The sequence below is a fragment of the Bradyrhizobium barranii subsp. apii genome (genome assembly GCF_011516635.5).
Taxonomy (GTDB): domain Bacteria; phylum Pseudomonadota; class Alphaproteobacteria; order Rhizobiales; family Xanthobacteraceae; genus Bradyrhizobium; species Bradyrhizobium barranii.
The window spans coordinates 3,558,289-3,585,263 of the sequence record NZ_CP096255.1 but is presented as its reverse complement, the minus strand read 5'-3'; the positions used below and the strand labels follow the sequence as shown (position 1 = coordinate 3,585,263).

22 protein-coding genes are annotated in these 26,975 nt (G+C 64.5%); 5 read left to right on the top strand and 17 right to left on the bottom strand.

Features of this window, described 5'->3' with window-relative positions:
- Window positions 1-12: 12 nt before the first annotated feature.
- Window positions 13-429 carry a CHRD domain-containing protein gene (locus HAP41_RS17045; RefSeq protein ID WP_166099426.1) on the top strand — a complete coding sequence of 139 codons (417 nt, stop codon included), beginning with the start codon at window positions 13-15 and terminating at the stop codon, window positions 427-429.
- Between the two features lie 89 nt (window positions 430-518).
- Here HAP41_RS17045 and HAP41_RS17040 read toward each other — a convergent pair whose 3' ends face one another.
- Window positions 519-2,087 (bottom strand): winged helix-turn-helix domain-containing tetratricopeptide repeat protein, encoded by a 1,569-nt coding sequence (locus HAP41_RS17040; RefSeq protein ID WP_166099429.1) that lies wholly within the window; start codon window positions 2,085-2,087, stop codon window positions 519-521.
- Window positions 2,088-2,257: 170 nt separating this feature from the next.
- Between HAP41_RS17040 and HAP41_RS17035 the strand changes: the two genes are divergently transcribed.
- Window positions 2,258-2,509 carry a DUF1127 domain-containing protein gene (locus HAP41_RS17035; RefSeq protein WP_166099432.1) on the top strand — a complete coding sequence of 84 codons (252 nt, stop codon included), beginning with the start codon at window positions 2,258-2,260 and terminating at the stop codon, window positions 2,507-2,509.
- A gap of 127 nt (window positions 2,510-2,636) precedes the next feature.
- Here the strand turns inward: HAP41_RS17035 and HAP41_RS17030 are convergent, their stop codons facing one another.
- Window positions 2,637-3,920 (bottom strand): cystathionine gamma-synthase family protein, encoded by a 1,284-nt coding sequence (locus HAP41_RS17030; protein WP_166099438.1) that lies wholly within the window; start codon window positions 3,918-3,920, stop codon window positions 2,637-2,639.
- A gap of 369 nt (window positions 3,921-4,289) precedes the next feature.
- Here HAP41_RS17030 and HAP41_RS17025 point away from each other — a divergent pair, with 369 nt between their 5' ends.
- A complete protein-coding gene (locus HAP41_RS17025; protein WP_166099441.1) occupies window positions 4,290-4,568 on the top strand; it encodes a hypothetical protein in 279 nt (92 codons plus the stop codon).
- A gap of 135 nt (window positions 4,569-4,703) precedes the next feature.
- Here HAP41_RS17025 and HAP41_RS17020 read toward each other — a convergent pair whose 3' ends face one another.
- From HAP41_RS17020 to HAP41_RS16965, 12 genes are all read right to left on the bottom strand, one after another.
- The gene (locus tag HAP41_RS17020; RefSeq protein ID WP_028153044.1) at window positions 4,704-5,150 is read right to left on the bottom strand and encodes a c-type cytochrome; all 447 of its coding nucleotides are present in this window, start codon (window positions 5,148-5,150) and stop codon (window positions 4,704-4,706) included.
- A gap of 131 nt (window positions 5,151-5,281) precedes the next feature.
- Window positions 5,282-7,591: a xanthine dehydrogenase family protein molybdopterin-binding subunit gene (locus HAP41_RS17015; protein WP_166099444.1), complete on the bottom strand. Its 2,310-nt coding sequence runs from the start codon at window positions 7,589-7,591 to the stop codon at window positions 5,282-5,284.
- A gap of 283 nt (window positions 7,592-7,874) precedes the next feature.
- The gene (locus tag HAP41_RS17010; RefSeq protein WP_166099449.1) at window positions 7,875-8,150 is read right to left on the bottom strand and encodes a YjiS-like domain-containing protein; all 276 of its coding nucleotides are present in this window, start codon (window positions 8,148-8,150) and stop codon (window positions 7,875-7,877) included.
- Window positions 8,151-8,579: 429 nt separating this feature from the next.
- Window positions 8,580-9,497 carry an NADP-dependent oxidoreductase gene (locus tag HAP41_RS17005; protein ID WP_166099452.1) on the bottom strand — a complete coding sequence of 306 codons (918 nt, stop codon included), beginning with the start codon at window positions 9,495-9,497 and terminating at the stop codon, window positions 8,580-8,582.
- Window positions 9,498-9,943: 446 nt separating this feature from the next.
- Window positions 9,944-10,930 carry an alpha/beta hydrolase gene (locus HAP41_RS17000; RefSeq protein WP_224580808.1) on the bottom strand — a complete coding sequence of 329 codons (987 nt, stop codon included), beginning with the start codon at window positions 10,928-10,930 and terminating at the stop codon, window positions 9,944-9,946.
- 146 nt (window positions 10,931-11,076) lie between these two features.
- Window positions 11,077-12,225 (bottom strand): LuxR family transcriptional regulator, encoded by a 1,149-nt coding sequence (locus HAP41_RS16995; protein WP_224580809.1) that lies wholly within the window; start codon window positions 12,223-12,225, stop codon window positions 11,077-11,079.
- Between the two features lie 212 nt (window positions 12,226-12,437).
- Window positions 12,438-13,883, bottom strand: a complete 1,446-nt coding sequence (locus HAP41_RS16990) for an AAA family ATPase (protein ID WP_224580810.1) — start codon at window positions 13,881-13,883, stop codon at window positions 12,438-12,440.
- 154 nt (window positions 13,884-14,037) lie between these two features.
- Window positions 14,038-15,564, bottom strand: coding sequence for a murein biosynthesis integral membrane protein MurJ (gene murJ / locus HAP41_RS16985; protein WP_166099460.1), 1,527 nt, complete (start codon window positions 15,562-15,564; stop codon window positions 14,038-14,040).
- Window positions 15,565-15,885: 321 nt separating this feature from the next.
- On the bottom strand, window positions 15,886-17,037 hold the full coding sequence (locus HAP41_RS16980) for a DegT/DnrJ/EryC1/StrS family aminotransferase (protein ID WP_071912095.1): 1,152 nt from the start codon (window positions 17,035-17,037) through the stop codon (window positions 15,886-15,888).
- A 40-nt stretch (window positions 17,038-17,077) separates the two neighbouring features.
- A complete protein-coding gene (locus HAP41_RS16975; protein WP_028153038.1) occupies window positions 17,078-18,082 on the bottom strand; it encodes a Gfo/Idh/MocA family protein in 1,005 nt (334 codons plus the stop codon).
- Between the two features lie 181 nt (window positions 18,083-18,263).
- Window positions 18,264-19,676 (bottom strand): mannose-1-phosphate guanylyltransferase/mannose-6-phosphate isomerase, encoded by a 1,413-nt coding sequence (locus tag HAP41_RS16970; RefSeq protein ID WP_071917338.1) that lies wholly within the window; start codon window positions 19,674-19,676, stop codon window positions 18,264-18,266.
- 7 nt (window positions 19,677-19,683) lie between these two features.
- Window positions 19,684-20,673 (bottom strand): SDR family NAD(P)-dependent oxidoreductase, encoded by a 990-nt coding sequence (locus tag HAP41_RS16965; protein WP_166099466.1) that lies wholly within the window; start codon window positions 20,671-20,673, stop codon window positions 19,684-19,686.
- Between the two features lie 221 nt (window positions 20,674-20,894).
- Between HAP41_RS16965 and HAP41_RS16960 the strand changes: the two genes are divergently transcribed.
- A complete protein-coding gene (locus HAP41_RS16960) occupies window positions 20,895-21,854 on the top strand; it encodes a lysylphosphatidylglycerol synthase transmembrane domain-containing protein (protein WP_166099473.1) in 960 nt (319 codons plus the stop codon).
- 26 nt (window positions 21,855-21,880) lie between these two features.
- Window positions 21,881-22,870, top strand: a complete 990-nt coding sequence (locus HAP41_RS16955) for an MraY family glycosyltransferase (RefSeq protein ID WP_175618479.1) — start codon at window positions 21,881-21,883, stop codon at window positions 22,868-22,870.
- Here the strand turns inward: HAP41_RS16955 and HAP41_RS16950 are convergent.
- Genes HAP41_RS16950 through HAP41_RS16940 form a run of 3 tightly spaced genes read right to left on the bottom strand, consistent with a single transcriptional unit; the run spans window position 22,858 to window position 26,938 of the window.
- Window positions 22,858-23,805, bottom strand: coding sequence for an NAD-dependent epimerase/dehydratase family protein (locus HAP41_RS16950; RefSeq protein ID WP_038957566.1), 948 nt, complete (start codon window positions 23,803-23,805; stop codon window positions 22,858-22,860). The genes HAP41_RS16955 and HAP41_RS16950 overlap by 13 nt on opposite strands.
- Complete coding sequence (locus HAP41_RS16945) at window positions 23,802-25,022, bottom strand: glycosyltransferase family 4 protein (protein WP_166099479.1); 1,221 nt, start codon at window positions 25,020-25,022, stop codon at window positions 23,802-23,804. Before HAP41_RS16945 ends, HAP41_RS16950 begins: the two co-directional genes overlap by 4 nt.
- 2 nt (window positions 25,023-25,024) lie before the next feature.
- Window positions 25,025-26,938, bottom strand: coding sequence for a nucleoside-diphosphate sugar epimerase/dehydratase (locus tag HAP41_RS16940; RefSeq protein ID WP_166099481.1), 1,914 nt, complete (start codon window positions 26,936-26,938; stop codon window positions 25,025-25,027).
- Window positions 26,939-26,975: the final 37 nt, after the last annotated feature.

Genomic DNA, 26,975 nt, shown 5'->3' with positions numbered 1-26,975 from the left:
AGGGAGAATGTCATGAACAAGACCGTCATCGCCATGGTCGCGCTGGGCGCCGCAGCTTTTGCAGCCCCCGCCGGCGCCGAAAAGCTGAAAGCAACGCTCGACGGCAAATCCGAGGTGCCAGCAACCACCACCAGCGGCGCCGGAACCGCCGATCTGGACTATGATGCCGCCAGCAAGAAGCTGTCCTGGAAGGTCACCTATTCCGGTCTGTCCGGCCCGGCAACGGCCGCTCACTTCCACGGGCCGGCCGAGGCCGGCAAGAACGCCGGCGTCGCGGTCGCGATTCCGAATGCGACCTCCAGCCCGGTCGAGGGCTCGGCGACGCTGACCGATGCGCAGGCCGCTGATCTGCTCGCCGGCAAGCTCTACGTCAACATCCACACCGCGGCCAATCCGGGCGGCGAGATCCGCGGCCAGGTGACGAAGTAACCTCAAGGCTGCTTCGTACGCGAAGGCCGGACGCCGGAGGGAGCGTCCGGCCTTTTCGATTCCGCACGCCGCGAGGTGGCCGCGCACGCTCATTCCGGCATGCCGGCAACCCGGAGCGCTTGCGTCAGCTTTTCGACATCTTCCCGTCGGCGGTATCGCCGTGTGTACGCATCGATACGCTTATTGGGACATAGTTGCATCGCACGGTCGCAAATCCGCCGGGCTTCCCCAACCCGGTCTGACGCCGCATGGCATGCCGCCATAATGAATTGCGCAGGCGGAAAGATCGGTATCAGCCTGATGGCGGCTGCCGCGCAAGCCAAGGCGTCATCATGACGGTCAGCAAGAAAATGAGCGTAAGCCAAGCCCGTCTGGGCGTTGGCGCCCCCATGCGGATGAAGCGGGTTCAAACGCAATGCGGTGTTGAATTGCTCGATTGCGGCGTCACCACGACCAAGCCAGAGTTGGCTCCAACCGTTCCAATGTCGTGCGATGACGAGGTTTGGGTCCAGCTTTATCGCGCGCACGAGAAGAGCATCGCCTTCCTCGACCTCGCCTGCCACCTGGGAGAGCGCGTGTCCGGCCATAGCAAGCACCGACGGATCGTTCGGGTCAAGCTCGACCGCCCGCCTCGCCAGCCGCGCGGCTTCACTGTGTTCATGGGCTTCATCAGTGATCCAGTCGAAAACATTCCTCAGGACATAGCAACGGGCGCCGAGCGCATATGCGCGCGCAAATTCCGGATCGATACAGCGGGCCGTCTTTGCGAGCTCCATAGCTTCGATGCTTGCCTCCTCCGTGAATCTGAAGAAGGCGGCGAACGCCCGGAGATAGTAGTCGTAGGCCTGTAGGTTGTCGGTGGGTTTGCGTTGGGCGCGCTCGATTTCGGCGCGCTCCAGTCGCGGGGAGATTGCGCCGATGACGCTGCTCGTCAGCCGATCCTGCAGGTCGAAAAGATCTTCGATCTCACTGTCAAACCGGTCCGTCCAGAGATTCAGGCCGGTCGCCGCGTCGATCAACTGACCGGCGATTCGGACTCGATTGCCGGCCTTGCGCACACTGCCTTCGAGCACGTAGCGAACGCCCAGCTCCTGACCGATCTGTTTGACGTCGATCGCCCTGCCCTTGTAGGCCAGAGTCGAATGTCGCGCGATGACGAAAAGAGACTTCGAACGCGACAGTCCCGAAATGATGTCCTCGACCATACCGTCGGCAAAATAGTCCTGCTCCGGATCCGGGCAGAGGTTAGCGAATGGAAGGACCGCGATCGAGGGTTTGTCGGGGAGCGAGAGCGCAGGTTTCGGCGTCTCGGCTCCGCCGTCGGCGGCCGCTGCGCCCTCGGCGGCAAGCGTTTCCCGGACCTGACCCACGAAGCGGAAGCCTCTGCGTGGCAGTGTTCTTATCAGCCGCTGCTCTTCGCCAGAATCCCCGATCGCGCATCGCGCACTGTTGAGGCGGGTCGTCAGCGCAGCATCGGACACGCAGCGTCCCTGCCAAATGGCATCGATGAGTTCATCCTTGCCTACGACGCGCTCCCGATTGCGGATCAGGTAATCGAGGAGATCGAACACCAGTGGCGTAACTGAGATCCGATCCGCTCCGCGATGCAGCTCTCGCCGACCGGCGTCGAATGCATACTCCTCAAAGAGATAGCGCACGGTGCGAATCCCTTGGGTGAGCCCTCCGGGGCGACCGGGGTGGGCTTTTGGGCCCGCTGGACGTCGCAAGAATAAGCTGCCGGTAGGAAAAATGTAAGCTGTCGGTCAAGCACGCGCGTCGGTCTTCGGGCACCTTCTCGGGGTGTAAAACCCCCTCCGAAGACACTGCAATGACCCTGATCCAAGGTACAATGTGGCCGGAACGGGCGTCCATATCGTCCCGGCATGTCCGCAGCCTGATCCGGAAGTACTGGGATGTCTTTCAGGCAAGTCGCGATCGCCAGAGATTGCGCGGCACGTTGTCCGGCTTGAGTGACCGGGAGTTGATGGACATCGGCACGACGCGCGGCGAGATCGACTACGTTGCCTCCAGCCGCGATATCGACCCTCGAGACATCGTGAGCCATTCGCGCGGAGCGTAAGTCCGGAGCCATTCGACCTGCCAGGGGATACCAGCCTGACCAACGGCTTGGCACCTTGGCTCGCGCGAGCGGCGGCATGGCCGACCTCATTGCGTTGCTTGGGTTCGGCAATGTCCGGGCTACGCCTTCAAGCCGCGTTCAGCGCCTGCGCGAGATCGGCGATCAGGTCCGTCGGGTTTTCGATGCCGATCGACAGCCGGATCGTGGAATCGAGCACACCGATTTTCCGGCGGATGTCGGCGGGAACGCCGGAATGAGTCATGGTTGCGGGCAGGCTCGCAAGCGACTCCGTTCCACCGAGACTCACCGCCAGCTTGAGGATTTGCAGCGCGTTGAGGAATTTCACCGCCGCGTCCTTGCCGCCGACGATGTCGAACGAGAAGGTGGAGCCCGCCCCCAGGCATTGCCGCGCAAACACCATTCCGGCCGGCGAAGCCTTCTCGAGATGGCCGAGGTAGTGAACCTTGGCCACCTTGGGGTGATCGCGCAAATAGTCCGCGACGAGGCGCGCGTTGCTGTCGGCCTTTTCCATGCGCAGGCTCAGCGTCTCGAGCGAGCGGTTGATCATCCAGCAGGAATGCGGATCGAGCTGGGTGCCGATCGCGCCCCGGAGCGCCTTGATGCCCTTCACGATCGCCTTCGCGCCGAGCGCGGCACCCGCGATCAGGTCCGAATGACCGCCGACATATTTCGTGAGCGAGTACAGGGAAATGTCCGCACCATGCTCGATCGGCCGCTGAAACACCGGACCGAGCAGCGTATTGTCGCAGGCGATGATCGGAATGTGTCCCTGGGTCTTGCCGATGGCGTCGGCGACACGGCGCATCATCGCGACGTCGACCAGCCCGTTGGTCGGGTTGGCCGGAGTTTCGATCAGAATCATCGAGACCCGGCCCTTGCGCATGGCCTCCTCCGAGGCCTGGCTGACCGCCGCTTCATCAACGCCATCGGCGAAGCCGACGGCGCCGATCGACAGGCGCGCAAGCGTGTTCGTCAGCAGGGTTTCCGTCCCGCCATAGAGCGGCTGGGAGTGCAGAATGACGTCGCCGGGGCGGACGAACGCCAGGATCGTGGTTGCAATCGCCGCCATGCCGGATGAGAACAGCGCGCAGCTCTCGGTGCGCTCGTAGATCGCGAGCCTGTCCTCGACGATTTCGCTGTTGGGGTGATTGAAGCGCGAATAGACCAGCCCCGCGCCCATCCCTTCCGGCGGCTCACGCCGGCCGGCGACGAAATCGAAGAAGTCCTGCCCGTCGTCGGCCGTCTTGAACACGAAGGTGGAGGTCAGGAACACCGGCGGCTTGATCGCGCCTTCCGACAATTGCGGATCGTAGCCATAGGTCAGCATCAGCGTTTCAGGATGCAGCATATGGTTGCCGATGTGCGTCTTCGACGGGAACGGTTTGACCATGGCCTGCCTCGCTGTTTTGATTCAGATTCTCGCCGCGAATTGGAACTCTGCGATCGAAGCACACGACTCGGATGCGCCTGCATCCGACAACTCTCGTCAACGTCGCAGCGGCTGCGGTTGAAGATAAGCTCATACGTGGCGCCCCGACAGCGATCAGCCAGGCCTCGCAAACAAATTTTGCCCTTGGTGTGGTTCGACGAATCGATGCCTCGGTAACCGAGGCACCTCAACGCAATGGTCCAAGCCTCCCCCGCTGCTGCCCTACCTTTGACGGGCCGCCCGCAAACATCCCCGATTCCGTCCATCCATTTTCGTGTTGCCGCCACAAACTGCACTCACGAAGGCGTGACCGCGTATGGGGAGAAAAAAGTGCGCGCAATGAGACCATGGAAAGTCGTGGGGGCCAAACATCACCACTCAAGTGTCGAGCAACTTCAGCTCGATCTGGCGGCGATCAACCGGTGCATACACGTGCTGGAAAAGGCGGACGTCAATCCTCAGGACATTGAGGTACTGACCGTTCATGCGCTGACGCTCGCCGAACAGATCGATGAGGTGCGCTGGTTGAACCCAGCGAAGGCTTTGGGGTGGTTACTCGAAAAAGAGACTCGCAAGCCTGCCGCTCGAAAAGCTTCGGGAGCCGGCTGAGCAATTGCGCTCGCCTTCGATCCGCCCAGATGCGCGTCCGACCGAAAACGCGTACGAGTCAACCGAGGCGCCCGCACACAACGCAAAAAGGGCGGATGCCGTGCGCATCCGCCCTCACTTTTTGCCGACTCCGCGTCAGCTGTTCTTCACACGAAAGGTCTCGTGGCAGCCGCCGCATTCCTTGCCGACCGCGGGAAAAGTCGCCTTGAGCGAATCCAGGTCCTTGATCTTGCCCTTGGCCTCGCCGACGACCTTGGCGAAGCTTGCGATCTTGGCGTCGAAGCCGGCCTTGTCCTCCCAGATCTTCGGCGAGGCGCTGTAGTCGCCCTCGGGCTTCTGGCCCTTTGCGCTCGCCGGGAACAGGTTCGGCAGCTTCTTGGCAGTATCCGCGAACTGCGCCAGCGCGCTATCCACCGTGGCCTGGTCGTAAGGCTTCTCGCCCTTGACGATCGCCGCAACCGCGCCGGCGTTCTTGCCGTTGCCCTTCATGAGGGTCTGGACCTCCTTGACGGAGTCCTGCTGCGCCCAAACCGCGCCCATGCCGAGCAGCAGCGCGCCCCCAACAACCAACACTCGCTTCATTCGCAAAATCCCTTTCCCTGAGACAGGATCGTGCTGACCCCACATTGGGCCAACACCGATTGGCAGAGTTCATTCCATCCAAAGCGCGGCGATAGATCGTCGCACTATGGATTATTTGGTCGAGCTCGAGATTAAAGGCTGTGACGGCGGTGGTGCTCGTTGACGGCGATCCACACCCGCTCCGGGGTGGCCGGCATGTCGATGTGGTCGATCTTGTATTCGCGCCAGAGCCCGTCGACGATGGCGTTGACGACGGCCGGACAGGAGCCGATCGCGCCGGCCTCGCCCGCCCCCTTCACGCCCAGCGGATTGGTCGTGCAGGGAACGTTGCTGGTCTCGAACACGAAGTCCGGACCATCCGCCGCGCGCGGCAGCGCGTAGTCCATGAAGGTCGCGGTGATCAGTTGCCCGTCAGTGGCGCCGTAGACCACCTGCTCCATCAGCGCCTGGCCGATACCCTGCATGGCGCCGCCATGCACCTGGCCCGCCAAAAGCAGCGGATTGAGCGTCTTGCCGAAATCGTCGACGATCACGTAGTTGACGATCTTGATGATGCCGGTGGCCGGATCGATCTCGACTTCCGCCAGATGCGTGCCGTTCGGATAGGTGCCGTCGGCGCTGGCAAAGGTCGCGCTGCCGTTAAGCTTCGATGGATCGGCGCTCCCGCGCTTGGCGAGATCGGCGAACGACATCGAACGGTCGGTGCCGGCGATCCGCACCACGCCGTCGGAGAGCTCGAGGTCGCCGGCACTGGCTTCCAGCGCCTGCGCCGCGATCTCCTTCAGCTTCTGCCCAAGCTCGCGCGTGGCGCGCTCGACGCTGACGCCGCCTGACGGGATCGAGGCCGAGCCGCCGGTGCCGAGCCCCGTGGCGATCTCGTCGGTGTCGCCCTGGCGCACGTGCACGCGCTCCGGGGGCAGGCCGAACTGCTCGGCGACGATCTGCGCATAAGCCGTCTGGTGGCCCTGCCCGCTCGACTGTGTGCCGATCAGGACGGTGACGTCGCCGTTGGGATCGAGCCGCACATTGGCGGTCTCCTCGCCCATCACGCCGCAGATCTCGACATAGCTCGCAAGGCCGATGCCGCGGATCAGGCCATTTTTCTTGGCCGCCTTGGCGCGCTTGGGAAACTCCTTCCACTCGCCGATCTCCATCGCGCGCTTGAGATGCGCGGCGAAATCGCCGGAATCATAGACCTTGCCCGTTGCGGTCTTGTACGGCAGCGCCTTCGGCTGAATGAAATTCTTGCGGCGGATGGCGTCCGGCGTCATGTCGAGTTTTCGCGCGCACGCGTCCACCAGACGCTCGATCACATAGGCCGCCTCGGGACGGCCCGCGCCCCGATAGGCATCGACCGGCACGCTGTTGGTGAAGATGGTGCGCACCCGGCAGTGGAAGGCCTGGATGTCGTAGAGGCCCGGCAGCATGCCGGCACCGCCATGGGGAATGTAGGGGCCGAAGGTCGACAGATACGCGCCCATGTCGCCCATCAGGTCGCAATCCATCGCGAGGAATTTGCCGTCCTCGGCCAGCGCCATCTTGGCAGTGGTGACGTTGTCGCGGCCCTGCGCGTCGCCCATGAAGTGCTCGGTGCGGTCGGCCGCCCATTTCACCGCTTTCTTGAGCTGCCGCGCAGCGACCGCCATCAAGGCGTATTCGCGGTACGGAAACAGCTTGGTGCCGAACCCGCCGCCGACGTCGGGGCAGATCACCCGCATCTTCTCGGTCGGGATGTTGAGCACGTTCTGGCAGAGGATGTCGCGAAGGCGGTGGCTGCCCTGGCTGCCGACGGTTAGCGTCAGATGATCGCGCTTGGCGTCGTATTCGCAAACCGCCGCGCGCGCCTCCATGAAGCTCGCGACGACGCGCGGATTGACGATGTTGATTTCGGCCACCGCATGCGCCTTCGCAAAGGCAGCCTCGGTCGCCGCCTTGTCGCCGATCGAGACGTCGAACAGCACGTTGCCGGCCTTGTCCGGCCAGACCTGCGGCGCGCCCTTCTTGACGGCGTTGACGACGCCTGTCACCGCCGGCAGCGGGCTCCATTTGACCTCGATCGCCTCGATCGCGTCGCGGGCCTGGTCGATGGTCTCGGCGACCACGAAGGCGATGGAATCGCCGACATGGCGCACCTCGTCCTTGGCGAGGATCGGGTAAGGCGGGCCGGTGAAGGGATCGGTCTCGAGATTGAACAGGCAGGGCAGATTGCCGAGATCCTTGACATCATCGGCGGTCAGGATCAGCGCAACGCCCGGCAGCGTACGGGCCCGGCTCGCATCGATGGTGTACTTGGCATGCGCGTGCGGCGAGCGCAGCATCAGGCAGCGAAGCGCGGCCTGCGGCGCATAATCATCGGTATAGCGGCCCTTGCCGCGGATGAGCGCGTCATCCTCCTTGCGCAGCACGCTTTGGCCAACGCCGAACTTGATGGGAGCCGCCATTTTCTTATCCCGTCCTCATGGTTGTTTTGCGGGCATATTGCCGTGGAAAAAGTGGCAAGGCAAACGGCTTTAGGCGGGCACAGGCCGCGAAGACTCGCCCGGCGCCTCGCCTGTCAGAGCGGGATGCGACGAAAACGCCGCAGCCCGGTCATTTCCCTGTGAGGAACGGTCCGGTTGATGGCACGATAGTTGCCGAACTCGTCCCGCGGTGCACTCCTACAAAGTAGTCGCGCTGACTGCCGCTTGTTCGCAAAGCGTATCTCCGCTTCTGACGGTTGATCACCTATATCACGCCCCGCCTCCAAAGATCCGTGGCGCGATCTCTCAGCGTATCGATAGCGCGTTCAGGCGAGATGTAGTCGATCTCGCTACGCGTCAAGCCGATATCCATCAGCTCCCTGTCACTCAGGTCCTGCAATGCGATCCCTGGGCGCTGCCACCGCTCCTGAAACGCATACCAGTATCGCTTGATCAGTCTCAAGACGATGGAGAGGTCGAGGCGAAGCCTCGCGGCATCGCGCTCAATCTCGGATGAGATGTTCGTCTGTTGGGGTGGCATCGGATGCTCCTGCTGTTGTGCCGGCAGGGAGCGAGGCCAAACAAAAGGCCCCGTCCGATGCCGGCGGGGCCTGGTGGAAAAGATGTCGTCGTCGAATTCCTAGCGCGCGACTCCTTCCACGGCCCAGCCGAAGCGGGTCATGTGGTTGCGGTTGAAATGGCGCGACGATTTGATCATGCGGCGCCAATACCACGGCAATCGTGCAAAATCAAGGGATGTGCGGAGGTCGGTTGCACCTTGGAGGCGAGTCCCTCGCTCCGACGAATTCGCTCATTCGACGCGACGATTCATGCCCCCTACGCGAGGGGCATTCCAAAGCGCACGTTTACGACCGCTCCGAGAGGGCGGCCATTGCCCCCTGGGACATTCTCAACAGCCGGCCGACCTGGACGAGCCGACCGGCTGCGCGCATCAACGGACGTGCGTCGCTCAGGGACGAACGCGGATAATCGTATTTCCCTTACGTCGCTCGGTCGAATTTAAGGCGGCGACGGCATCGTCGAGGGTCGAGACGTTGCCGATGTTAGTCCGCAGTCGTCCGTCCCGCACCCGCTGGACGATCTCACTCAGTTGGGCACGATCAGCCTCGACGACGAAGTCGATCGCCAGCCCGTTGGAAGGCTGCGCCTCCGCCGGCCCGACGATGGACACCAGTGTTCCCCCGGCTCGAATGAGTCCTGTAGACCGCTTCTGGATCTCACCACCGATGACATCGAACACCAGATCGACTTCGCCGATGTCCTCCAGTGCGTCGTTGTCGAGGTCGACGAACTCCTTCGCGCCGAGGTCGAGCACTGTCTGACGATCGGCGGCACGTCCGGAGCCGATGACGTAAGCTCCGGCCGCTCGTGCGAGTTGCGTCACCATAGACCCGACTGCGCCTGCCGCCCCGTGTGCCAGCACGCTCTGCCCCGCCTGAAGGCGACCGTGCTGGAACAGCCCTTGCCACGCGGTGAGGCCCGAGATCGGCAGGCTCGCGCCCACGGTAAAGTCGACGTCGCCCGGCAGCGGCGCAAGGTTGCGCGCCTCGATTGCCACGTACTCGGCCAGCGTGCCATCGCGATACCAGTCCGCGAGGCCGAACACCCGTTGTCCCACCGACAGCCCCGTCGTTCCATATCCAAGGGCAGAGACCACTCCGGCCAGCTCGTGTCCAGGGATCGACGGCGTCCGGTCGCGATCAAGGCGATCGGCCCAGCTCGAGGGCCACGCAAGCTCAGTCGGGATGAATCTCGACGCATGAACCTGGACGACGACATCGTTTATCGCTGCCTGCGGCTCGGGCCGGCGCACCAGCTTCATACCGGCCGTTCCCGCGGCTTGCTCCGTTACAACGATCGCCTTCATGAGATCTGCTCCTTGGTCATTTATCTCTTCGGTGGAAATGTGAGGGAGCGCGCACGCGCCGGCTTTCCACAAAATGCCAGGCAGTGTGGAACTCCTGTCTCCGTGTCGGCGATTGAGTTATCTGCACCGATCGGAACTCCCGCCGAGCCCGATGGATCGGGCTCGCTCCGATCCATGGTCGTAGCGAGTAGATGCGTTGCGCCTGGCTATATAAAAGGGCCAAGATTGACGATTCTGGCTGTACCAACCGATGCCGTGATGTCGGCCTTGAGACTGTAAGCCGACGAGAATCGCAAAACTGGGCTTGGCAAGTTGCTGCAGACACCAACCGACTGGACTTATTCAGTCAGCGGGGCATTGCGCGAGAACGTCGCAATCATAAGTTCGGGATCAATCAAAACGTAGCAAGCGGCGACGGTGTCGCCGCCTGCTCTTTCAAGGCTGGATCAAGGTGCGAGATGTGCCTTGATCTCCGCCGACATCTGCCGAATCGCGGCCTGGGGCTCGGGGTCGCTCTGGATGCCGTTCAGCAGGACGAAGTCGTGGATCATCCCGTTGTAGCGGGTCGCGATCACGGACACGCCGGCCTCCTTGAGCTTGCGCGCGTAAGCCTCGCCTTCGTCGCGCAGCGGATCGTTCTCTGCGGTGATGACAAGAGCCGGAGGAAGCCCCTTCAATTGCTGCAGGCTGGCGCGCAGCGGCGAGACGTAGGGGTTGTTGCGCGTCGCTGCGTCCGGCGCGTACAGATCCCAGCCGTATTTCATGAAGGCGCGGGCGAGAAATCGTCCCGTGCCATATTCGTGGTAGGATGCGGTGTCGACGCTGGCGTCGGTCGCCGGGATCATCATGACCTGATAGCTGAACTTGGGTCCGCTGCGGTCTTTGGCCATCAGCGACAATGCCGCGGTCATGTTGCCGCCAACCGAATTGCCGGCCACCGCGATCCGGCTACCGTCCGCGCCGAACTCTTCGGCGTGGCTCGCCACCCATTTCAGCACCGCATAGGACTGGTCGAGCTGCGTGGGGAAGCGCGCCTTCGGCAGGGACGTATACTCAACGAAAACACCGATCTGGCCGGAGCCGACCACCAGGTCGCGCAACAGACGCTGATGGTTCTGGAAATTTCCGACGATCCAGACACCGCCGTGAATGAACAGCAGTACGCCGGGCTTTCCGGTCACGTGCTCGGGCTTCATGATGTAGATTTTCACGGACTGACCGTCCTGGGTGATGGTCTGCTCGGTCGTGTTCACCCCCGACATGTCGACTGGCGTCTTGTTCTGAAGCTCCGTCAGGATGTCCTGCGGCTTGGGCTGGGGCAGCTCCCAGAACGGGCTCGGATCCTTGTTGATCTCGCGCAGGAAGGCGCGAACCTGGGGATCGATCCGGGGGTCGGTCCCGGCGTCTGGGGCCGCGTCGGCGGCTTGGGTCATGAGGATTGCTCCGAGGCTGAGGATTGCGAGTGAAGAGAACAGTTTCATGGTCAACTTTTGCTTGGGGGTAGACGCACTCGCGCAGCTAGCCCGCGCGGAGGGGCTGCCGCTTCTGTCAAATGACCAGTCCGATGACGGGACGGCGATCAGTCCGCGGGGCGGCTGATGCTTGCGAGAACGGGGCGTAGCCCGGACCGCGAGGTGATTCCGGCCTTCGAAAATATCCGGTGCAGGTGGTACCCGACAGTTCTGTGGGACAGATACAGTCTGGCGCCGATCTCCTTGTTCGAGAGACCTTCGGCGGCGAGTTGCGCGATGTGAAGCTCCTGCGGGGTCAGCGTGTCCCACACCTGTTCGGTTCGCCGGCGGCTGGTTTCGCCCGACGCTCGCAGTTCCTCGCGGGCCCGATCGCTCCAGGGCGAAGCGCCGAGCGCATCGAACATGTCGCGTGCCTCGCGCAACGGAGCCCTCGCATTGGCGGATCTGCGCTGGCGGCGCAGCCATCCGCCATAGGCCAGGAGAAAACGGGCTCGCAGGAACGGCCATTTCTTCGCGGCCGGCCCAGGACCTTGCAGTCCAAGACCTTGCAGGAAGAACGGCTCGGCGTCTTCCGGCGCAGCGAGGAACGCCTTGCCATATTGCAGCATCGTCCCGACCCACGGCACCGGCGTCGGAGCCGAGGCGCGCTCGATCTCATCGAGCACGCGGCTCGCCTCGTCCGCATTGCCGGACGACACGGCGGCCTCCACGAAATCCGCGAGGCCAAAGAACTGAAGGCCGAAATTGAAAGCGGGATCGGCCGGCGTGAACAGGCGTCGCAGATGCTCAAAGGCCTCCCAATGACGGCCCGCGCCGATTGCGGATACGCCTCGTGCGATCTGCAACATAGCCAGCAGGAAACTCGCGCCGATGGACAGGGCCAGGGCTTCCGCCTGCGCCGCATACGCTTCGGATTGCTCCAGATTGCCTTGCATTCCTGCGAGCCTGGCTTTCAGGATCGTGGCTGCGGCAATCCACGGAAGCCCGCCGGTCTCTTCGGCAAGCCGGGCGGATTCCTCGGCCTCCCTCATGGCGCCCCGCCAGTCACCGACTTCCATTTCCGCCCACCCTTGGGCGAAAAGCACCCGGGCGAGATCGCTGAGCCGTCCCTGCATGCGCAGCACGGCACTGGACTCGGCGAGAAAGTTCACGCCGATGTCGAAGGTCCCGATGACATTGGCGGTGCTGCCGAGGATGCTCGCAACGGTGGGGTCGCTGTGCGCCGTTCCCGCAAGCCCCTGAAGCTTGAGGTACAAGTCCGCCCCCCGCCGCAGCGGCTCGACGTAAGCGGATATCGCGATCAGGCGGGGGTCCCCGTCAGGCAATTCCAGCCGCGCAGCCGCATCGTGAACCCTTGCGCAGAGTTCATCGCTTGCGCTGCTCCACCAGCAACGTTGCGCGGCTCGCCAAAGAAGATTGGCGGCCAGATCGATCGCGCCGGCGGCGTGGGCTTTCGCGGCGAACCCAATCAATGCGAGAATCTTCGCGGGATCGTTGACCGCCGGGGGCTGGCTGATCTCACGGCACCAGGCGATCCGGACCAGCGCAACTGGTTCGTCTCGTCGATGTCGGCCTGCCGCAGCAGGCGCTCCATGAGCTCCGGCTGCCCCAGATCGGCGGCGAGTTCGGCTGCCCGCAACATCCGGTCGCCTCTCGCCTTCGCCGTGCTGCTCAGCCGTGCCGCGCTTTCCAGAACCTCGATCGCCATCGCCACGGCGCCGCGCCGTAACGCGCGCGCCGCCATCAGGTCGTATTCGCCGGCGAGCTCGTCGTCAGGTCCGATCGTTGCTGCGGCACGATGCCACAATTGGCGGTCGAGCTGATCGTGAATCACGGCAGCAAGCGCGGCGTGGATCCTTTGGCGGGTCGCCGGGTCGGCGGCCTGGTGCATGGCGGAGCGAACGAGCGGATGCCGAAACCTCACCTCCGTCCCGTTGATCTCGATGAGCTTCGCGGCGACCGCGGGCGCGATGGCAGCGATACCCACGCGCTCGCCCAACACGGCTTCGGCGGCGGAAAGGATTTCGTGGAGCGATGTCCCGTCGTTCTCCGCCGTCACGAACAACAACAATAGCGCGATGTGCGGGAGGTCGGACGAGCGACTGGAGAAGGCGCGCTCGAGCCGGTCGGTCAGCGGAAGCCACGGCGCATCTCCAGCGGCTCGTTCTCCGCGGGGCAGCTCCACAAGGGCCAGCGGATTGCCCGAGGCCTCCCGAAGGAAGCGGCTGCGCAGCTCCGCCGGAAGGCCCGGCGCATTGGCGTCCAGCAAGCGCTCGGCGTCGGCTTGATCGAGCCCTGAAAGGCGCAGCCTCAGGGTGGAGGCGTCGCCAAGCGAACTCTTGAAGTCGTCGCGCATGGCGACCACGAGAACGATCGGGTCCGAGCTCAGTCTGCGCGAGACGAAGGCCAGCACCTCAAAGGTCGCCTGATCCAGCCATTGGGCATCGTCGGCAACAAGCAGCAGAGGCTCGCGCGTCGCCCTTTCGCTCAGAAGAGACAGCGTCGCGAGCGCAACCAGGAAGATATCGGGCGGCCCCGCGTCGTCATGCATGCCAAAAGCGGCCAGCAAGGCCGATCGCTGGCGAGGGACAAGGCCCTCGGCCCCTTTCATCAGCGGACGCAAGGCCTGTTCAAGTGCTGCAAACGGCAAATGGACTTCGGCGAGGACGCCGGTCATGCTCAAGACGGAGAAGCCGCGTTCACTGGCTCTGTGCCTGGCAACATCGAGGAGCGCAGATTTTCCGATGCCGGGCTCACCGCTGATAACAAGCGTGGATCCACCTTGGTCGATCCGTTCGATCAGGTGATCGATCAGCGCAATGTCCTGCGCGCGACCCTGCAAACTGGGGGACGCAAGGGTAGCACCAACCCGCCCTTTCCGCGGCGAGGTCGCCTTTTTCGCCCGTCTGGTCATCGCATAACCGTTGGTGAGACCGCACCCTTTCGAACTCGACCGAGGTTAAACGTTACCATGTACCGGGAACCAGAGGAGAGCCATATACGTGATGGCTGCTTCCGGCGTGTCTCGCCTGCTGCAGCAGGCTTTGGCCCGTCGGATTGATACAGGCCTAGCCACGCACCAGCGAGACCAACCAGCTGCGGCCGAACAGGATGAGGATCGCGAGCGCGTAGACGATGGTGCCTCCGACGGCCAGCAGCACCAGCATCAGCTCATCGCGGAAGTGCATCGAACCCAGCATAGAACCGCTGAAGCGCGCGATCAGCCAGAACGTGGCGGCGAGGATCAGTCCGGTCAGCAGGAATTTGGCGAGCGACATCAGCCACGCGCGGTCCAGCACGAGAAAGCCTCGCCGCACGGCGAAGAACAGCACCAGCAGCAGATTGGTCCAGACACCGACAGCTGTCGCCAGCGCAAGGCCGATCTGGGCGAGCGAACCCATCAAGGCCACCTTCAGGGCGACATTGACCGCGATGCCCGTCAGCGAGGCGCGGACCGGTGTCGCCGTATCCTTGCGCGCATAGAAGGTCGCGACCGCGCTGCGGATCAGCACGAAGGGGATCAGGCCGATGGCATAGGCCGCGAGCGTGGCGCCGGCGGCGGCGGCATCGGCCTTCGAGAACGCCCCGCGGGCGAACAGCGCACGCATGATCGCGTCGGGCACGGTGATGAAGGCCGCCACGAACGGCACCGAGAACAGCAGCGTGAAATCGAAGGCGCGGCGCTGCGCCTTCATCGCGCCGTCATGATCGTTGGCGGTGATCCGCCGCGACATCTCGGGCAGCAACACCGTGCCGATCGCGATGCCGATCACACCGATCGGCAGCTGATTGAGGCGGTCGGCATAATAGAGCGCCGACAGCGCGCCTGCGGGCAGGAAGGTCGCGATGATGGTGTCGGCGAACAGCGCGACCTGCGTGCCCATCGATCCCAGCGTCGCCGGCCCAAGCGCCTTGAAGAAGCTGCGGACGTCCTCGTCGAGCTTGAGCGGCGCAAAGCGCGGCAGGCCGCCATGGCGCGCGAGATCGCCCGCGAGCAGGAAATATTGCAGGAAGCCGGAAATCAGGACGCCCCAGGCCGCGGCGTGGCCCGCGCTGGGAAACCATGCGGCGAGCGCCAGCGTCATCATCATGGAGATGTTGAGGAAGATCGATGCCGCCGCGGCGCTGGCAAAGCGCTGCATCACGTTGAGCATGCCGCCATAGAGCGTCACGAGCGTGATCAGCAGCAGATAGGGAAAGGTGATCCGGGTCAGCTCGATCGCGAGCTTGCGCTGCTCGGCATCCTCGGAAAAGCCCGGCGCCAGAATGCTCATGGCCTGCGGCATGAACAGCCAGGCGACGATCAGCAGCACCACCTGCGAGGCCAGCAGCAGCGTGAAGATGCGGTCGGCGAACAATTTTGCCGCCCCCTCCCCGCGCTCGCCATGGACGTGGGCATAGGCGGGCACCCAGGCGGCGTTGAAGGCACCCTCGGCGAAGATCGCGCGGAAATGATTGGGCAGCCGCAGCGCCACGAAAAAGGCGTCGGCCACGGGGCCGGCGCCCAGGATCGCCGCGAGCATGATGTCGCGGGCAAATCCCGTCAGCCGCGAGAGCAGCGTGTAACCACCAACCGTGAAGATGCGTCCGAGCATGCGTCTGTTTTAGAGACTTATCAGCCCAACGAGAAGGCTTTGAAGTTTGACGTGATCAAAAAAGACGGGCGCTCGGCTTGCGATGCGCATTGCCGTGCCCTCTCCCCTTGTGGGAGAGGGCCGCGCCGCAGGTAGATACAAACTCAATCGGGTGAGGGGTCTCTCTCCCAGCTTTCCGTGCGGAGAGAGACCCCTCACCCGTCTCGCCGCTATCGCCATAGCCGATGCAAAGCATCGGCGTTCTTAAGGGACGGCGGCCGAAGGCCGCCTATGCCACCCTCTCCCACAGGGGGAGAGGGAAAAGAGGGCAAAACAGCGAATTCAGCCCGCGATCGCGCCGCGGACTGCGGCGATGATTCGCTCCTGGTCGGCTTCGGTCAGGTAGGCGTGCATCGGCAGGCTGATGACGTCCTGCGACAGGTTCTCGCAGCCCGGCAGGCCACCGTCGGCGACCGGATACTGCTTGTAGGCGGTCTGCTGGTGCATCGACTTGCCGTAATAGATCGCGGTCGGCACGCCCTGGGCCTTCAGCGCGGCAGCAAAGCCGTCGCGGTCGGTGCCCTCAGGGAGACGGATCGTGTACTGCGCCCAGACCGAGGTATTGCCCGGCGCAAGCCGCGGCACGGTGACAACGTTGGACAGGCCACGCGCGTAACGCTCCGCAACCTTGTTGCGGGCGGCGATCTCGTCGTCAAAAATCTTCAGCTTCTCGATCAGGATCGCGGCCTGCATGGTGTCGAGCCGGCCGGTCAGGCCGAGGCGGACGTTGTCGTATTTGTCGACGCCCTGCCCGTGCACGCGGATGCTGCGCAGCGTCGCGGCGAGCTCGTCGTCATCGGTGAAGATCGCGCCGCCGTCGCCGAAGCAGCCGAGCGGTTTGGCCGGGAAGAAGCTGGTCGCGGTGGCGAGCCCGAAGGTGCCGAGCTTGCGGCCCTTGTAGCTCGCACCAAACCCCTGTGCGGCGTCGTCGAGCACGAACAGGCCTTCCGCCCTGGCGATCTCGGCGATGGAATCGTGGTCGGCGGGCTGGCCGAACAAGTCGACCGGAATCACCGCGACCGGCTTCAGGCCGGCCTTGCGGGCGGTCGCGATGCCGCGCTTCAGCGACTCCGGGCTCATGTTGAAGGTGGCTTCATCGACATCGACGTAAACAGGCGTCGCGCCGGTGCGCGCCACCGGCGACGCGGTTGCGATGAAGGTGAAGGACGGGCACAGCACGGCATCGCCGGGGCCGACATTTTTCGCCATCATGACCATCAGGATCGCATCGGTGCCGCTGGCGCAGCCGATCACGTGCTTGGCGCCGCTATAGGCCGCAAGCTGCTTCTCGAGCTCGGCGACTTCAGGACCATTGACGAACTGGCAATGGTCGAGGACGCGCTTGACGGCGGCATCGAGCGAGGCGCCGAGCCGGCGGCGCTGCGAGGCGACGTCGACGAAGGGAATGGGTTCGGAACGCAGATGCTGGTTCATGGCGCCTTGCGGGTTTTGAGCGGTCGACATGGAGAAGAGATCAGCCCGCGACGCGGCGCGGACCCTTGCGGGCGGACGACGTGGCTGCGGGCCGGGACGGTGTTTCCAGGCACTGCGTGGCGATCTCGAGGCTGGCGACGCCCTCGTCGCCAGTGACCGCCGGCGTCTCGCCGTTGCGGACGGCCTTCAGGAACGCGATCAACTCGGCGCGGAGCGGCTCGTCGTGGCCGACCGGCAGATGCCGCATCGAATAGCTGCCGTCCGGCTTGAAGCCGAAGCACTCGGTGACCTGGCGCGTCAACAGATCGCCCATCACGTATTTGCCGCGGGTCGCGACCGTGACGCTGCGCGCCTTGAACGGCGTCAGCCAGTTGGTGTTGATGTGCGCGAGCACGCCGTTGGCGGTGCGGAACTGCAGGAGCGCGATGTCCTCGCGCTCGGCGACCGCGCTCGACAATTGCGGCTGCACCTCGACGATGTCGGATTCGGTGAACCAGCGGATCAGATCGATGTCGTGCACGGCGAGATCGATGACGACGCCGACATTGGACATGCGCGGCGGGAACGGACCGACACGGGTGATCGCGATGGAGAGAATATCCTCGCCAGCGATCGCCTGCTTGACGGCGGCGACCGCCGGATTGAAGCGCTCGACATGGCCGATCATCAGCGTCACGCCGGCCTTTTGCGCGGCGGCGACGATCTCGCGACCTTCCGCGACCGTGGAGGCGATCGGCTTCTCCACCAGCACATGAACGTTCCTGGCGATGCAGGCGAGCGCGACCTCGTGATGCAGATGGGTCGGCGCGGCGATGGTGACGGCGTCGACACCTTCGGCGAGGAGTTGGTCGAGCGTCTCGAAACCCTGGCAGCTGGCAAGCTCGGTGGTGCGCGTCAGATGCGCCGGCGACGGATCGACCACACCGACGAGGCTGACGCCTGGAAGACCCGCGAGCACGCGCGCATGGTTGCTGCCCATCACGCCCGCGCCAACGACGCCAACGCGCAAGCCGGCCTTTGCCGGTGCAAACCCTTTGGAACTCATCTGAGTAAACCCCGATTCAACGCAAATCCCCGGGCCGCTTCTAGCACGGGCGCCACATTTGTGGCGAATGTCAGCCGAATTGACCGGACACGATTTGATTCAAAAAGTTACACGTTCCCCGGGCCTTAGCGCCAAAAGCTTGCGCCTTCCGGCCCGGGTCGCGTGATTCGGAGCTTGCTGGTTACGACCTTTGATAGTCGTCTTCAATCCGGATGATGTCGTCTTCCCCGAGATAGCTTCCGGTCTGGACCTCGATGAGTTCCAGCATGATCTTGCCGGGGTTCTCCATCCGGTGCACCGCGCCCATCGGGATGTAGATGGACTCGTTCTCGTGCACGGTCTTGACGGTCTCGTTGACGGTCACCCGGGCGGCGCCGCGGACAACGATCCAGTGCTCGGCGCGATGATGGTGCTTCTGCAGCGACAGCCGCCCGCCCGGCTTGACGACAATGCGCTTGACCTGATGGCGCTCGCCGTTGTCGACGGACTGGTAGCTGCCCCAGGGCCGGTGCACCTTGAGATGCTCCTCGGTGACCTTCGGTGCGACCGCCTTCAGCTTCGTCACGAGGCGCTTCAGGCCGTTGGCATCCTTCTGGCGCGAGACCAGCACCGCATCCGCGGTGGCGACCACGACGAGATCGTCGACGCCTTCGAGCGCGACCAGCGCTGCATCAGTGGTGACGTTGCAGTTGCGGGAGTCTTCGAACACCGCACTGCCATGCGAAGCATTGCCTTGCGCGTCCTTCTCCGACAATTCCCACACGGCGTGCCAGGAGCCGACGTCGGACCAGCCGCAGGACACCGGCACGACCGCTGCGCGCGAGGTCTTCTCCATCACCGCATAGTCGATCGAGATCGCCTTCGCCGCGCCGAACGCCTCGGGCTCCAGCGTCACGAAGCCGAGATCGCGGCCCGCATTGCTCACCGCATTGGAGATCGCCTCCACGCTCGCCGCGTCGACCCTGCGGTATTCGTCGAGCAGGACAGTGGCCGGAAACATGAAGTTGCCGCTGTTCCAGAGATAGCCCGAACTGACGTAGTCGGCCGCCTTCACGGCATCAGGCTTTTCGACGAAACGCGCGACGGCGTGCACCTCGCCGGAGATCACCTCGCCCGGGCTGATATAGCCGTATTCAGTCGCCGGCCGCTCCGGCTTGACGCCGAAGGTGACGATGCGCCCGGCGCTCGCGGCGGTGAGGCCTTCACGGCAGGCCGCGACAAAGGCCGCATTGTCCTGCACTACGTGGTCGGCGGCGAGCGCGAGCACGATCGCGTCACTGGCGCGGTTCTGCGCGAACACCGCACCCGCGGCGATCGCGGGGCCGGAATCGCGCCGCATCGGCTCGAGGATCACGTCGGCCTCGATGCCGATCTCGGCGAGCTGCTCCAGCACCATGAAGCGATAGGACGCATTGGTGATGACGATCGGACGATCGAACAGCGAGGCATCCGACACGCGCAGCAGCGTGTCCTGGAAGGTCGAGCGCGTGCCGAACAGCGGCAGGAACTGTTTTGGGCGCACCTCGCGCGAAGCCGGCCACAGCCGCGTGCCGGCGCCGCCGCACATGATCAGGGGGATAATGCGTTTGTCCATCGTCATTTCAAACCTTGAAGTAGTCCCGATACCAGGTGACAAAATTACGGACCCCGAGCGCGATCGGCGTTGACGGTGCAAAGCCGGTGTCGCGCGTCAGATCCTCGACATCCGCGAACGTTTCCAAGACGTCTCCCGGCTGCATCGGCAGCAATTCTTTGATTGCCGTCCGACCCAGCGCCTGCTCCAGAAGCCCGACGACATGCATCAGCTCTTCCGGATGGTGGTTGCCGACATTGTAGACCTTAGACGGCGCATTTGCGGCAGCCGGGTCATCCGCGGGCACCCGGTCGATGAGCTTGGATACTACACGGGCGACGTCGTCAATATAGGTGAAGTCGCGACGCATTTTGCCATGGTTAAAGAGCCGGATCGGACGCTCCGCCATGATGGCGTTCACGAACAGAAACAGGGCCATGTCGGGCCGGCCCCACGGGCCGTAGATGGTGAAGAAGCGCAGGCCCGTGACCGGCAGCCGGTAGAGATGGCTGTAGGACTGCGCCATCAATTCGTTCGCCTTCTTGGTCGCGGCATAGAAGCTCACGGGATGGTCGGTCCGGTCCTGCACGGCAAATGGCAGTTTAGTGTTGGCGCCATAAACGGAGGATGACGAGGCGTAGACGAGATGACGACAAGAGTTGTTGCGGCAGCCCTCCAGCACGTTGAGAAAGCCCTGGAGATTGGAATCGGCGTAAGTGTGCGGATGGTCGATCGAGTAGCGCACGCCCGCCTGCGCCGCGAGATGCACGACTTTGTCAAATCGATGTCGCGCAAACAGCGCCGCGATGGTGTCGCGGTCGGCGAGATCGGCCTCGACGAAGGCGAAGCGGGATTCGTTCCGAAGCAGCGCCAGGCGCGCCTGTTTCAGCGCCGGATCGTAATAGCTGTTGAGATTGTCGAGCCCGACCACGGGCCGGCCCTCGGCCAGAAGCTGCCGGGCGACGTGAAAGCCGATGAACCCGGCGGCTCCCGTGACCAAAATCGCCTGATCCGTCATCCTGTTCCCAAGCGATCTGTTGCCACGCGATCCCCAAGCCGGCCCCGCGGCGCCTCTTTAGCCGCGGTATCGAGGCCGTCGCAATAGCCTCGCCGCTATTCGTCACCGCTCCAGATAAGCGCTATTGCAAGATCGGCGCCAAGACCATACCAAAGCGGTCGAATTCGACGCCTCGCGTCGGGTTGCCTCAAATCTTCGCAAACCCTGTTCATGCGGGCGAGATGCGCCGAATCCTGCTGTCGACGGCCAAAATCCTGATTTCCGGAGCGCTGCTCTACCTGGCGCTGCGCAAGGTCGATCTGTCCGAACTGTTTTCACGCCTGACCGCGACCAGCCTGCTCTGGATCGCCATGGCGATCGCGGTCACGTTCCTGCAAATCTTCGTCGGCGTGGTCCGCTGGCGCGAGGTCAGCGCCGAATGCGGCGCGCCGCTCGAGCTCGGCCGCGCGATGCGCTACAACGTGATCGGTGCGTTCTTCAACCAGACGCTGCCCTCCGCGATCGGTGGCGATGCGGTCCGGCTATGGTTGGTTGCGCGCGCCGGCGCCGGATGGCGTGCGGCCACCTACTCGATCTTCGTCGACCGCGCGATCGGCCTTGTCGCGCTGGCGATCGTCGTCGTCGCGAGCCTGCCCTGGAGCTACGAGCTCATCACCGATCCGCACGGACGCTCGGCGCTGCTGCTCGTCGATTTCGCCGCGCTCGCGGGCGGCGTCGGTTTCCTGATCTTCGGCGCGCTGAAATGGTCGTGGCTGAAGACCTGGTGGGCCACCCATCACATCCACGCCTGCGCCGTGATTGCTAACCGCGTGATCTTCAACGCCAAGCGCGGACCGATCGTCGCAATTCTGTCGCTTCTCGTTCACGTGCTCGCCGTCGTCATTGCGTGGTGCGTGGTGAAGTCGATTGCCGCCCCCGTCAGCTTCGGCCAAACATTCCTCCTCATTCCGCCGATCATGCTGATCACCCTGATGCCGATCTCGATCGCCGGCTGGGGCGTGCGCGAGGCGACGATGGGCCTGGCCTTCGGTTTCGCCGGGCTTTCCGCCAATGAAGGCGTTAACGTCTCGCTGCTATTCGGCGCCGTGCTCTTCATCGTCGGCGCGATCGGCGGCCTGGTCTGGATCCTCAGCGCGGAGAAGGCCGCGAAAGGGTCGGCGCCGCTCGGGGTGCCGCAGTGAGCCCAACCGTCGACGCTGTTGCCGTCATGTCGTCGCTGCTTGCCGTCGCGGTCGCCGCGCTGATGTCGGCGATCATCACCTGGACCAGCCGTCCCCTGCTCCAGCGCTATGCCCTGGCGCGACCGAATGCCCGTTCCTCGCATCGCATTCCGACCCCGCAGGGCGCCGGCATCGCGGTGATCACCGCCACGCTGCTGGTCGCATCGGCCTGGGCCGCCTGGGCGAACGTTGCGATCCCGCCGGCGCTAGTCATTGCAACGATCGTGATCGCCCTGGTCGGATTCGCCGACGACATCGTGTCGCTGCCGGTGTTGGCGCGGCTGGCGCTGCAAGCAGCCTGCGTCGGCGCGGTCGTGTTCACCGCGTCCGAGACTGCGCGCATCGTGCCGGCACTGCCCCTTCCGCTCGAGCGTGGCCTCATCCTGCTCGCCGGCGTCTGGTTCGTGAACCTCGTCAACTTCATGGACGGGCTGGACCTGATGACGGTCGCGGAAGTCGTGCCCGTCACCGCGGCGCTGCTGCTGCTGGGACTGCTCGGTGATCTCTCGTGGCCGGCGGCGCTGATCGCCACGGCAATGTGCGGCGCCATGCTCGGCTTTGCGCCGTTCAACCGTCCGGTCGCAAAAGTGTTTTTGGGCGATGTTGGCAGCCTGCCGATCGGCCTTTTGCTCGGCTGGTGCCTGCTGGAGCTCGCCTGGCATGGGCAGCCGGCTGCGGCACTGCTGCTGCCGGCCTATTACCTCGTCGATTCCACCATCACGCTGTTTCGGCGCATCGCGCGCCGCGAACAATTCTGGTCGGCGCACCGCTCGCACTTCTACCAGCGCGCTACCGACAACGGCTTCACGGTCCGCGGCGTGATCGGCGATGTGTTCGCGCTCAATCTATTGCTGGCTGTGCTTGCCATCATCACGGTTCGCGCAAGCTCGACCTCGGTCACATGGCTCGCGCTTGTCGCGGGCGCGATCGCAATCGGATTCGTCCTGCACCGCTTCTCCCGACCTCAGGCGTCCTGAGCCGACAGCGCGAGCCGCAGGCCCTCGTCGAGGGAGACCTGCGGCTGCCAGCCGGTCGCGATCGCCTTGGCGAGGTTGAGCTCGAGCGAGCCGATCAGGCTGTCATGAGTATCTTGCCGGCCCATCACGCTGAGCAGCGTTGAGAGCAGGTCCGGCGGCATGCCGAACAGCCGCGAGGTCTTGCCGGCAGCCTTCGCCAGCCGCTCGATGAATTCGGGCGTCGAGACCTGTTCCGTGTCCGCGACCAGGAAGATCTCGAAATTGCTCGTGGGATCGGGGTGAGCCAGCCGGCGCAGGATGAACGACGACAGATTTTGCACGGCCAGGAACGCACGCTGATTGCGAATTGCGCCAAAGGGCAGCGGCAGTCCCAGATTCACGGCGCGCGTCAGCAGCGCGAAATTGCCCTTAGCGCCAGCGCCATAGACCAGCGGCGGCCTAATCACCGAGATATTCATGTCGCTGTCGCGCGCCAGCGTCCTCAAGCCCGCCTCGGCGGCGGCCTTGGACATGCCGTAGAGGCCGCGCGGCGTGAGGATGTCCTCTTCGCTGAACGGCGCGCGGCCATCATTGCTGCGGCCATGCACGAGAACGGTGCTGACGAAGATGAACTGGCGAACGCCCGCCGTTGCCGCGGAGCGCGCCAGGTGCAGCGTGCCGGCGATGTTGACGTTGCGGTAGAGCTGGACCGCGTGCTCCTCGTGCTTGTGATGCACGCGCGCGGCGAGATGGACCACGGCGTCGACGCCTTCGAGCGCCGCCTCCCAATCGGTATCGGGCCCGATCGATCCGATCGCGACCTCGTCCTCGATTCCCTCCGGCCTGCGCGCCGCGCGGCGGACCGACCATCCCTCGCGCGCGAGCTCAGGCGCGACGTGGCGGCCGACGAAGCCGCTCGCCCCTGTCACCAGCACGACCGGTTTCCGCTCGCTCATCGTTGCTCCGTCAGATCGGGGTTGCGCAACAATTCGTCGATCAACCCGGCATAGGCGTTCATCGCGGTCGTCTGGTCGAATCTCGCTGCCGCCTTCACCGCGCGTTCGGCCATGGCGGCGGCGTCGCAACGTGATGCCGCGCGGATTGCGTCGGCGAGCTGATCGGCGCGGCCCGGCGTCACGACCCAGCCGAGCCCGTTCTCCGCCACCGTCAACGCGGCCTCGGCCTCCGGCTCGGAGACCAGCGCCACCGGACGGCCGACCGCCAGCAGATTGTAGAACCGGCTCGGCACCGACACCCCCGCCACGTTCTTCCGGTACGGAATGATCCAGAGATTGGCAGCCGCCAGGAACGCCTCGAGCTCGGCATCCGCCACCCGCGCCACGAACGACACATTGGGCAAGTTCGCCTCGGCCTGCAACTGCTTCAGCCGCTTGAAGCCGATGCCCCAGCCGGACAGCAGGAAGTGGATGTCCGGTTCGTCCTTCAAAAGGCGTGCCGCCTCGAACACGATCTCCGGATCATGGGTGAAGCCAAGATTGCCCGACAGGCCGACAATGAATCGCGCGGAAAGCGCCTTGCGGAACGGATTGTCCGGCGCCAGGGGACGTGCCGCCGGTACGAGCGTCGCCCAGTTCGGGATGAAGCGGATCTTGTTCCGCGTCATGCCGGAATAGCTCAAGAGCGGCCGCTCCGCATCGCGGCCGATGGTGATGACGGCATTGAGCGCGCGGAACATCAGGCTGTTGGCCGCGCGCATCGTTCGCGTCACGAACGAGCCGGGCTTCAGGATTTCCGCCATCACGAGAACATCGGGGAAGAGGTCGTGCATGATCAGCGCCGAGCGCGCGCCCTTGCATCTTGCCGCGGCCGCGACCGCGTAAGGCAGCATGAACGGCGCGGTCACGGTGACCACGACGTCACCAGCCCTAAGCTCCCGGATCAACGCGAAGAAGGTGCGCGCCGCGAACAGCAGCTCGGAGGCGCCACGTCGCACCAGCGCGGCCTTTCCCGCCATCCGGTTCTTGATGGCGATCACGCGCGGCTTGCCCGGGCCGGTTTGCGAGGCCGGCAATTCGCCGGGCGAGCCCGACAGCACGATGACCTCGTGGTTGACGGCGACGCGGCATGCGATCTCTGCCATGATCGCGGCGGTCGTGCTCGGATCAGGCGGATAGTGCTGGCTCGCGACGACGATCTTGCCTTGAGACTGCATGGTCAGGCCGCGGTCGACCCGAATTCAGGAACCGCATCCTTCAGGATGGTCTTGATCGTGGCCCGATCGTCCCGCGCGATCGCCTGCTCCAGCGCCGCGATCCATTTGCGCAGCGTCTGCATCGGCGGCTCGTTCGGCTGCGCGGCCATGATGCCGGCGACACCGATCTCACGGGTCGGCTCCTCGGAGGCGAACAGGATTTCGTGCAGGCGCTCGCCCGGCCGCATGCCGGTGAACACGATCTCGATGTCGTAGCCGGGCTGGAGGCCCGAGAGGCGGATCATGCGCTCGGCGAGATCGACGATCTTCACCGGCTGGCCCATGTTGAGCACGTAGACCGAGACGTCGGGACGCTGCGTTCCGAGCGCATGCGTTGCCGCCGTGATGACGAGATCGCAGGCCTCGCGGATGGTCATGAAGTAGCGGACCATGTCGGGATGCGTCACCGTCACGGGGCCGCCGGCCTCGATCTGGGCCTTGAACTTCGGCACCACCGAGCCGTTCGATGCCAGCACGTTGCCGAGCCGGACCGAGATCAACCGCATCGGCGGCCTGGCACTGCCGCTAGCTGCGGCAAGATCGTGGTCGAGCGCCTGGCAGTACATCTCGGCGAAGCGCTTGGTGAGGCCGAGCATCGACACCGGCTCGATCGCCTTGTCGGTCGAGATCATCACCATGGCTTCGGCGCCGGCGCCGTGCGCCGCATCGGCAACGTTGATCGAGCCGAAGATATTGGTCTTGACGCCCTCGCTCCAGTCGCGCTCCAGGATCGGCACGTGCTTGAGCGCGGCGGCATGGAACACGATGTCCGGCTTGAACTCCGCCATCAGGCGGATGATGCGCTCCCGGTCGCGGATGTCGGCGATCCGCCCCTCGATCGCGGCCGCAGCGCCCTGCGCAGCCAGCGTCTCCGTGACCGCGTAGAGCGCCGGCTCGGAATTTTCCACGATCAGCAAACGTGCGGCGCCGAAGGCAACGACACGCTCGCAGATCTCGGACCCGATCGATCCGCCGCCGCCGGTGACGATGACAGCCTTGCCCTTGATCAGCGCTTCGAGCCGCGCATAGTCGATCTTTTCGCTCGGCCGCAGCAGGAGATCCTCGACCGCGACGGCCGTGAGGCGCGGCGCGTCGCCGCTCTCCAGCGAGGGCATGCGGTTGACGATCACGCCCAGCTTGCGCGCCCGCATCAGGATCGATTCCGGATGGGCGTCCGGCTCGAACGCGGACGGCGTCATCACCAGGCGTGCGATCGGCTTGTCGCGTTTGGCGAAGTCGCCGATGACGTCCTCGATGTCGTCGATGTCGCCCAGCACCGGCACGTTGCGGATGAACTGGCCGCGATCGGATCTCGACGGCGACAGCACGCCCACCGGCCAGATGTGCTTGATCGCCCCGCTCTCGATGCCGCGCAGCAGCACCTCGGCATCCGCGGCGCGGCCGATCAGCAGCGTCGGCGCGGCATCCTCGCCCCTCGCATGCCGCCGCACCCGCGTATAGCGGAAATAGCGATAGGCCATGCGCAGCGCGCTGAGGGAGGCGATTTCGAGGAACCAGTAGAGGACGATCGTCACCTTGCCGAGGAAGAAGGCGCCGCGGACGTTGGGGGCGACGAAGATGTAGTCGAGCGCCAGGAGGGCAACCGTCAGCACGGTCGCGACGCGGATGATGTTCAGCGCGTCAGGCAGCGAGATGAAGCGCCATTTCGTCGTGGTCAGATTGAAGAGGAAGAACACGACCACGCTGAAGGCGAGGAAGTAGGGCAGGATCCGGAACAGCAGCGGCAGCCGATCGAAGAAGCCGTCGCCGCCCTCGAAACGCACGTAGAAGGCTGCGAACAGCGCCGCCGTGGTTGCCAGCAGGTCGTGGAGCGCGATCAGGAAATTGCGCAAGGTGAGATGCGAAAGACGCGTCATCCGCCGACCGATGAAATCCCAGTTAGGTGCAACCTGA

Bases quoted from the DNA above. Each gene is read 5' to 3' on its own strand.
- HAP41_RS17045 (WP_166099426.1), top strand. From the start codon at position 13: ATGAACAAGACCGTCATCGCCATGGTCGCGCTGGGCGCCGCAGCTTTT.
- HAP41_RS16945 (WP_166099479.1), bottom strand. From the start codon at position 25,022: ATGCAGTCTCAAGGCAAGATCGTCGTCGCGAGCCAGCACTATCCGCCT.
- HAP41_RS17005 (WP_166099452.1), bottom strand. From the start codon at position 9,497: ATGAAGGCGATCGTTGTAACGGAGCAAGCCGCGGGAACGGCCGGTATG.
- HAP41_RS17000 (WP_224580808.1), bottom strand. From the start codon at position 10,930: ATGACCCAAGCCGCCGACGCGGCCCCAGACGCCGGGACCGACCCCCGG.
- HAP41_RS16980 (WP_071912095.1), bottom strand. From the start codon at position 17,037: ATGAACCAGCATCTGCGTTCCGAACCCATTCCCTTCGTCGACGTCGCC.
- HAP41_RS16940 (WP_166099481.1), bottom strand. From the start codon at position 26,938: ATGACGCGTCTTTCGCATCTCACCTTGCGCAATTTCCTGATCGCGCTC.
- HAP41_RS16990 (WP_224580810.1), bottom strand. From the start codon at position 13,883: ATGACCAGACGGGCGAAAAAGGCGACCTCGCCGCGGAAAGGGCGGGTT.
- HAP41_RS17035 (WP_166099432.1), top strand. From the start codon at position 2,258: ATGACCCTGATCCAAGGTACAATGTGGCCGGAACGGGCGTCCATATCG.
- murJ (WP_166099460.1), bottom strand. From the start codon at position 15,564: ATGCTCGGACGCATCTTCACGGTTGGTGGTTACACGCTGCTCTCGCGG.
- HAP41_RS16965 (WP_166099466.1), bottom strand. From the start codon at position 20,673: ATGACGGATCAGGCGATTTTGGTCACGGGAGCCGCCGGGTTCATCGGC.
- HAP41_RS17020 (WP_028153044.1), bottom strand. From the start codon at position 5,150: ATGAAGCGAGTGTTGGTTGTTGGGGGCGCGCTGCTGCTCGGCATGGGC.
- HAP41_RS16960 (WP_166099473.1), top strand. From the start codon at position 20,895: ATGCGCCGAATCCTGCTGTCGACGGCCAAAATCCTGATTTCCGGAGCG.
- HAP41_RS16975 (WP_028153038.1), bottom strand. From the start codon at position 18,082: ATGAGTTCCAAAGGGTTTGCACCGGCAAAGGCCGGCTTGCGCGTTGGC.
- HAP41_RS17010 (WP_166099449.1), bottom strand. From the start codon at position 8,150: ATGCCACCCCAACAGACGAACATCTCATCCGAGATTGAGCGCGATGCC.
- HAP41_RS16970 (WP_071917338.1), bottom strand. From the start codon at position 19,676: ATGGACAAACGCATTATCCCCCTGATCATGTGCGGCGGCGCCGGCACG.
- HAP41_RS17030 (WP_166099438.1), bottom strand. From the start codon at position 3,920: ATGGTCAAACCGTTCCCGTCGAAGACGCACATCGGCAACCATATGCTG.
- HAP41_RS17015 (WP_166099444.1), bottom strand. From the start codon at position 7,591: ATGGCGGCTCCCATCAAGTTCGGCGTTGGCCAAAGCGTGCTGCGCAAG.
- HAP41_RS16950 (WP_038957566.1), bottom strand. From the start codon at position 23,805: ATGAGCGAGCGGAAACCGGTCGTGCTGGTGACAGGGGCGAGCGGCTTC.
- HAP41_RS16955 (WP_175618479.1), top strand. From the start codon at position 21,881: ATGTCGTCGCTGCTTGCCGTCGCGGTCGCCGCGCTGATGTCGGCGATC.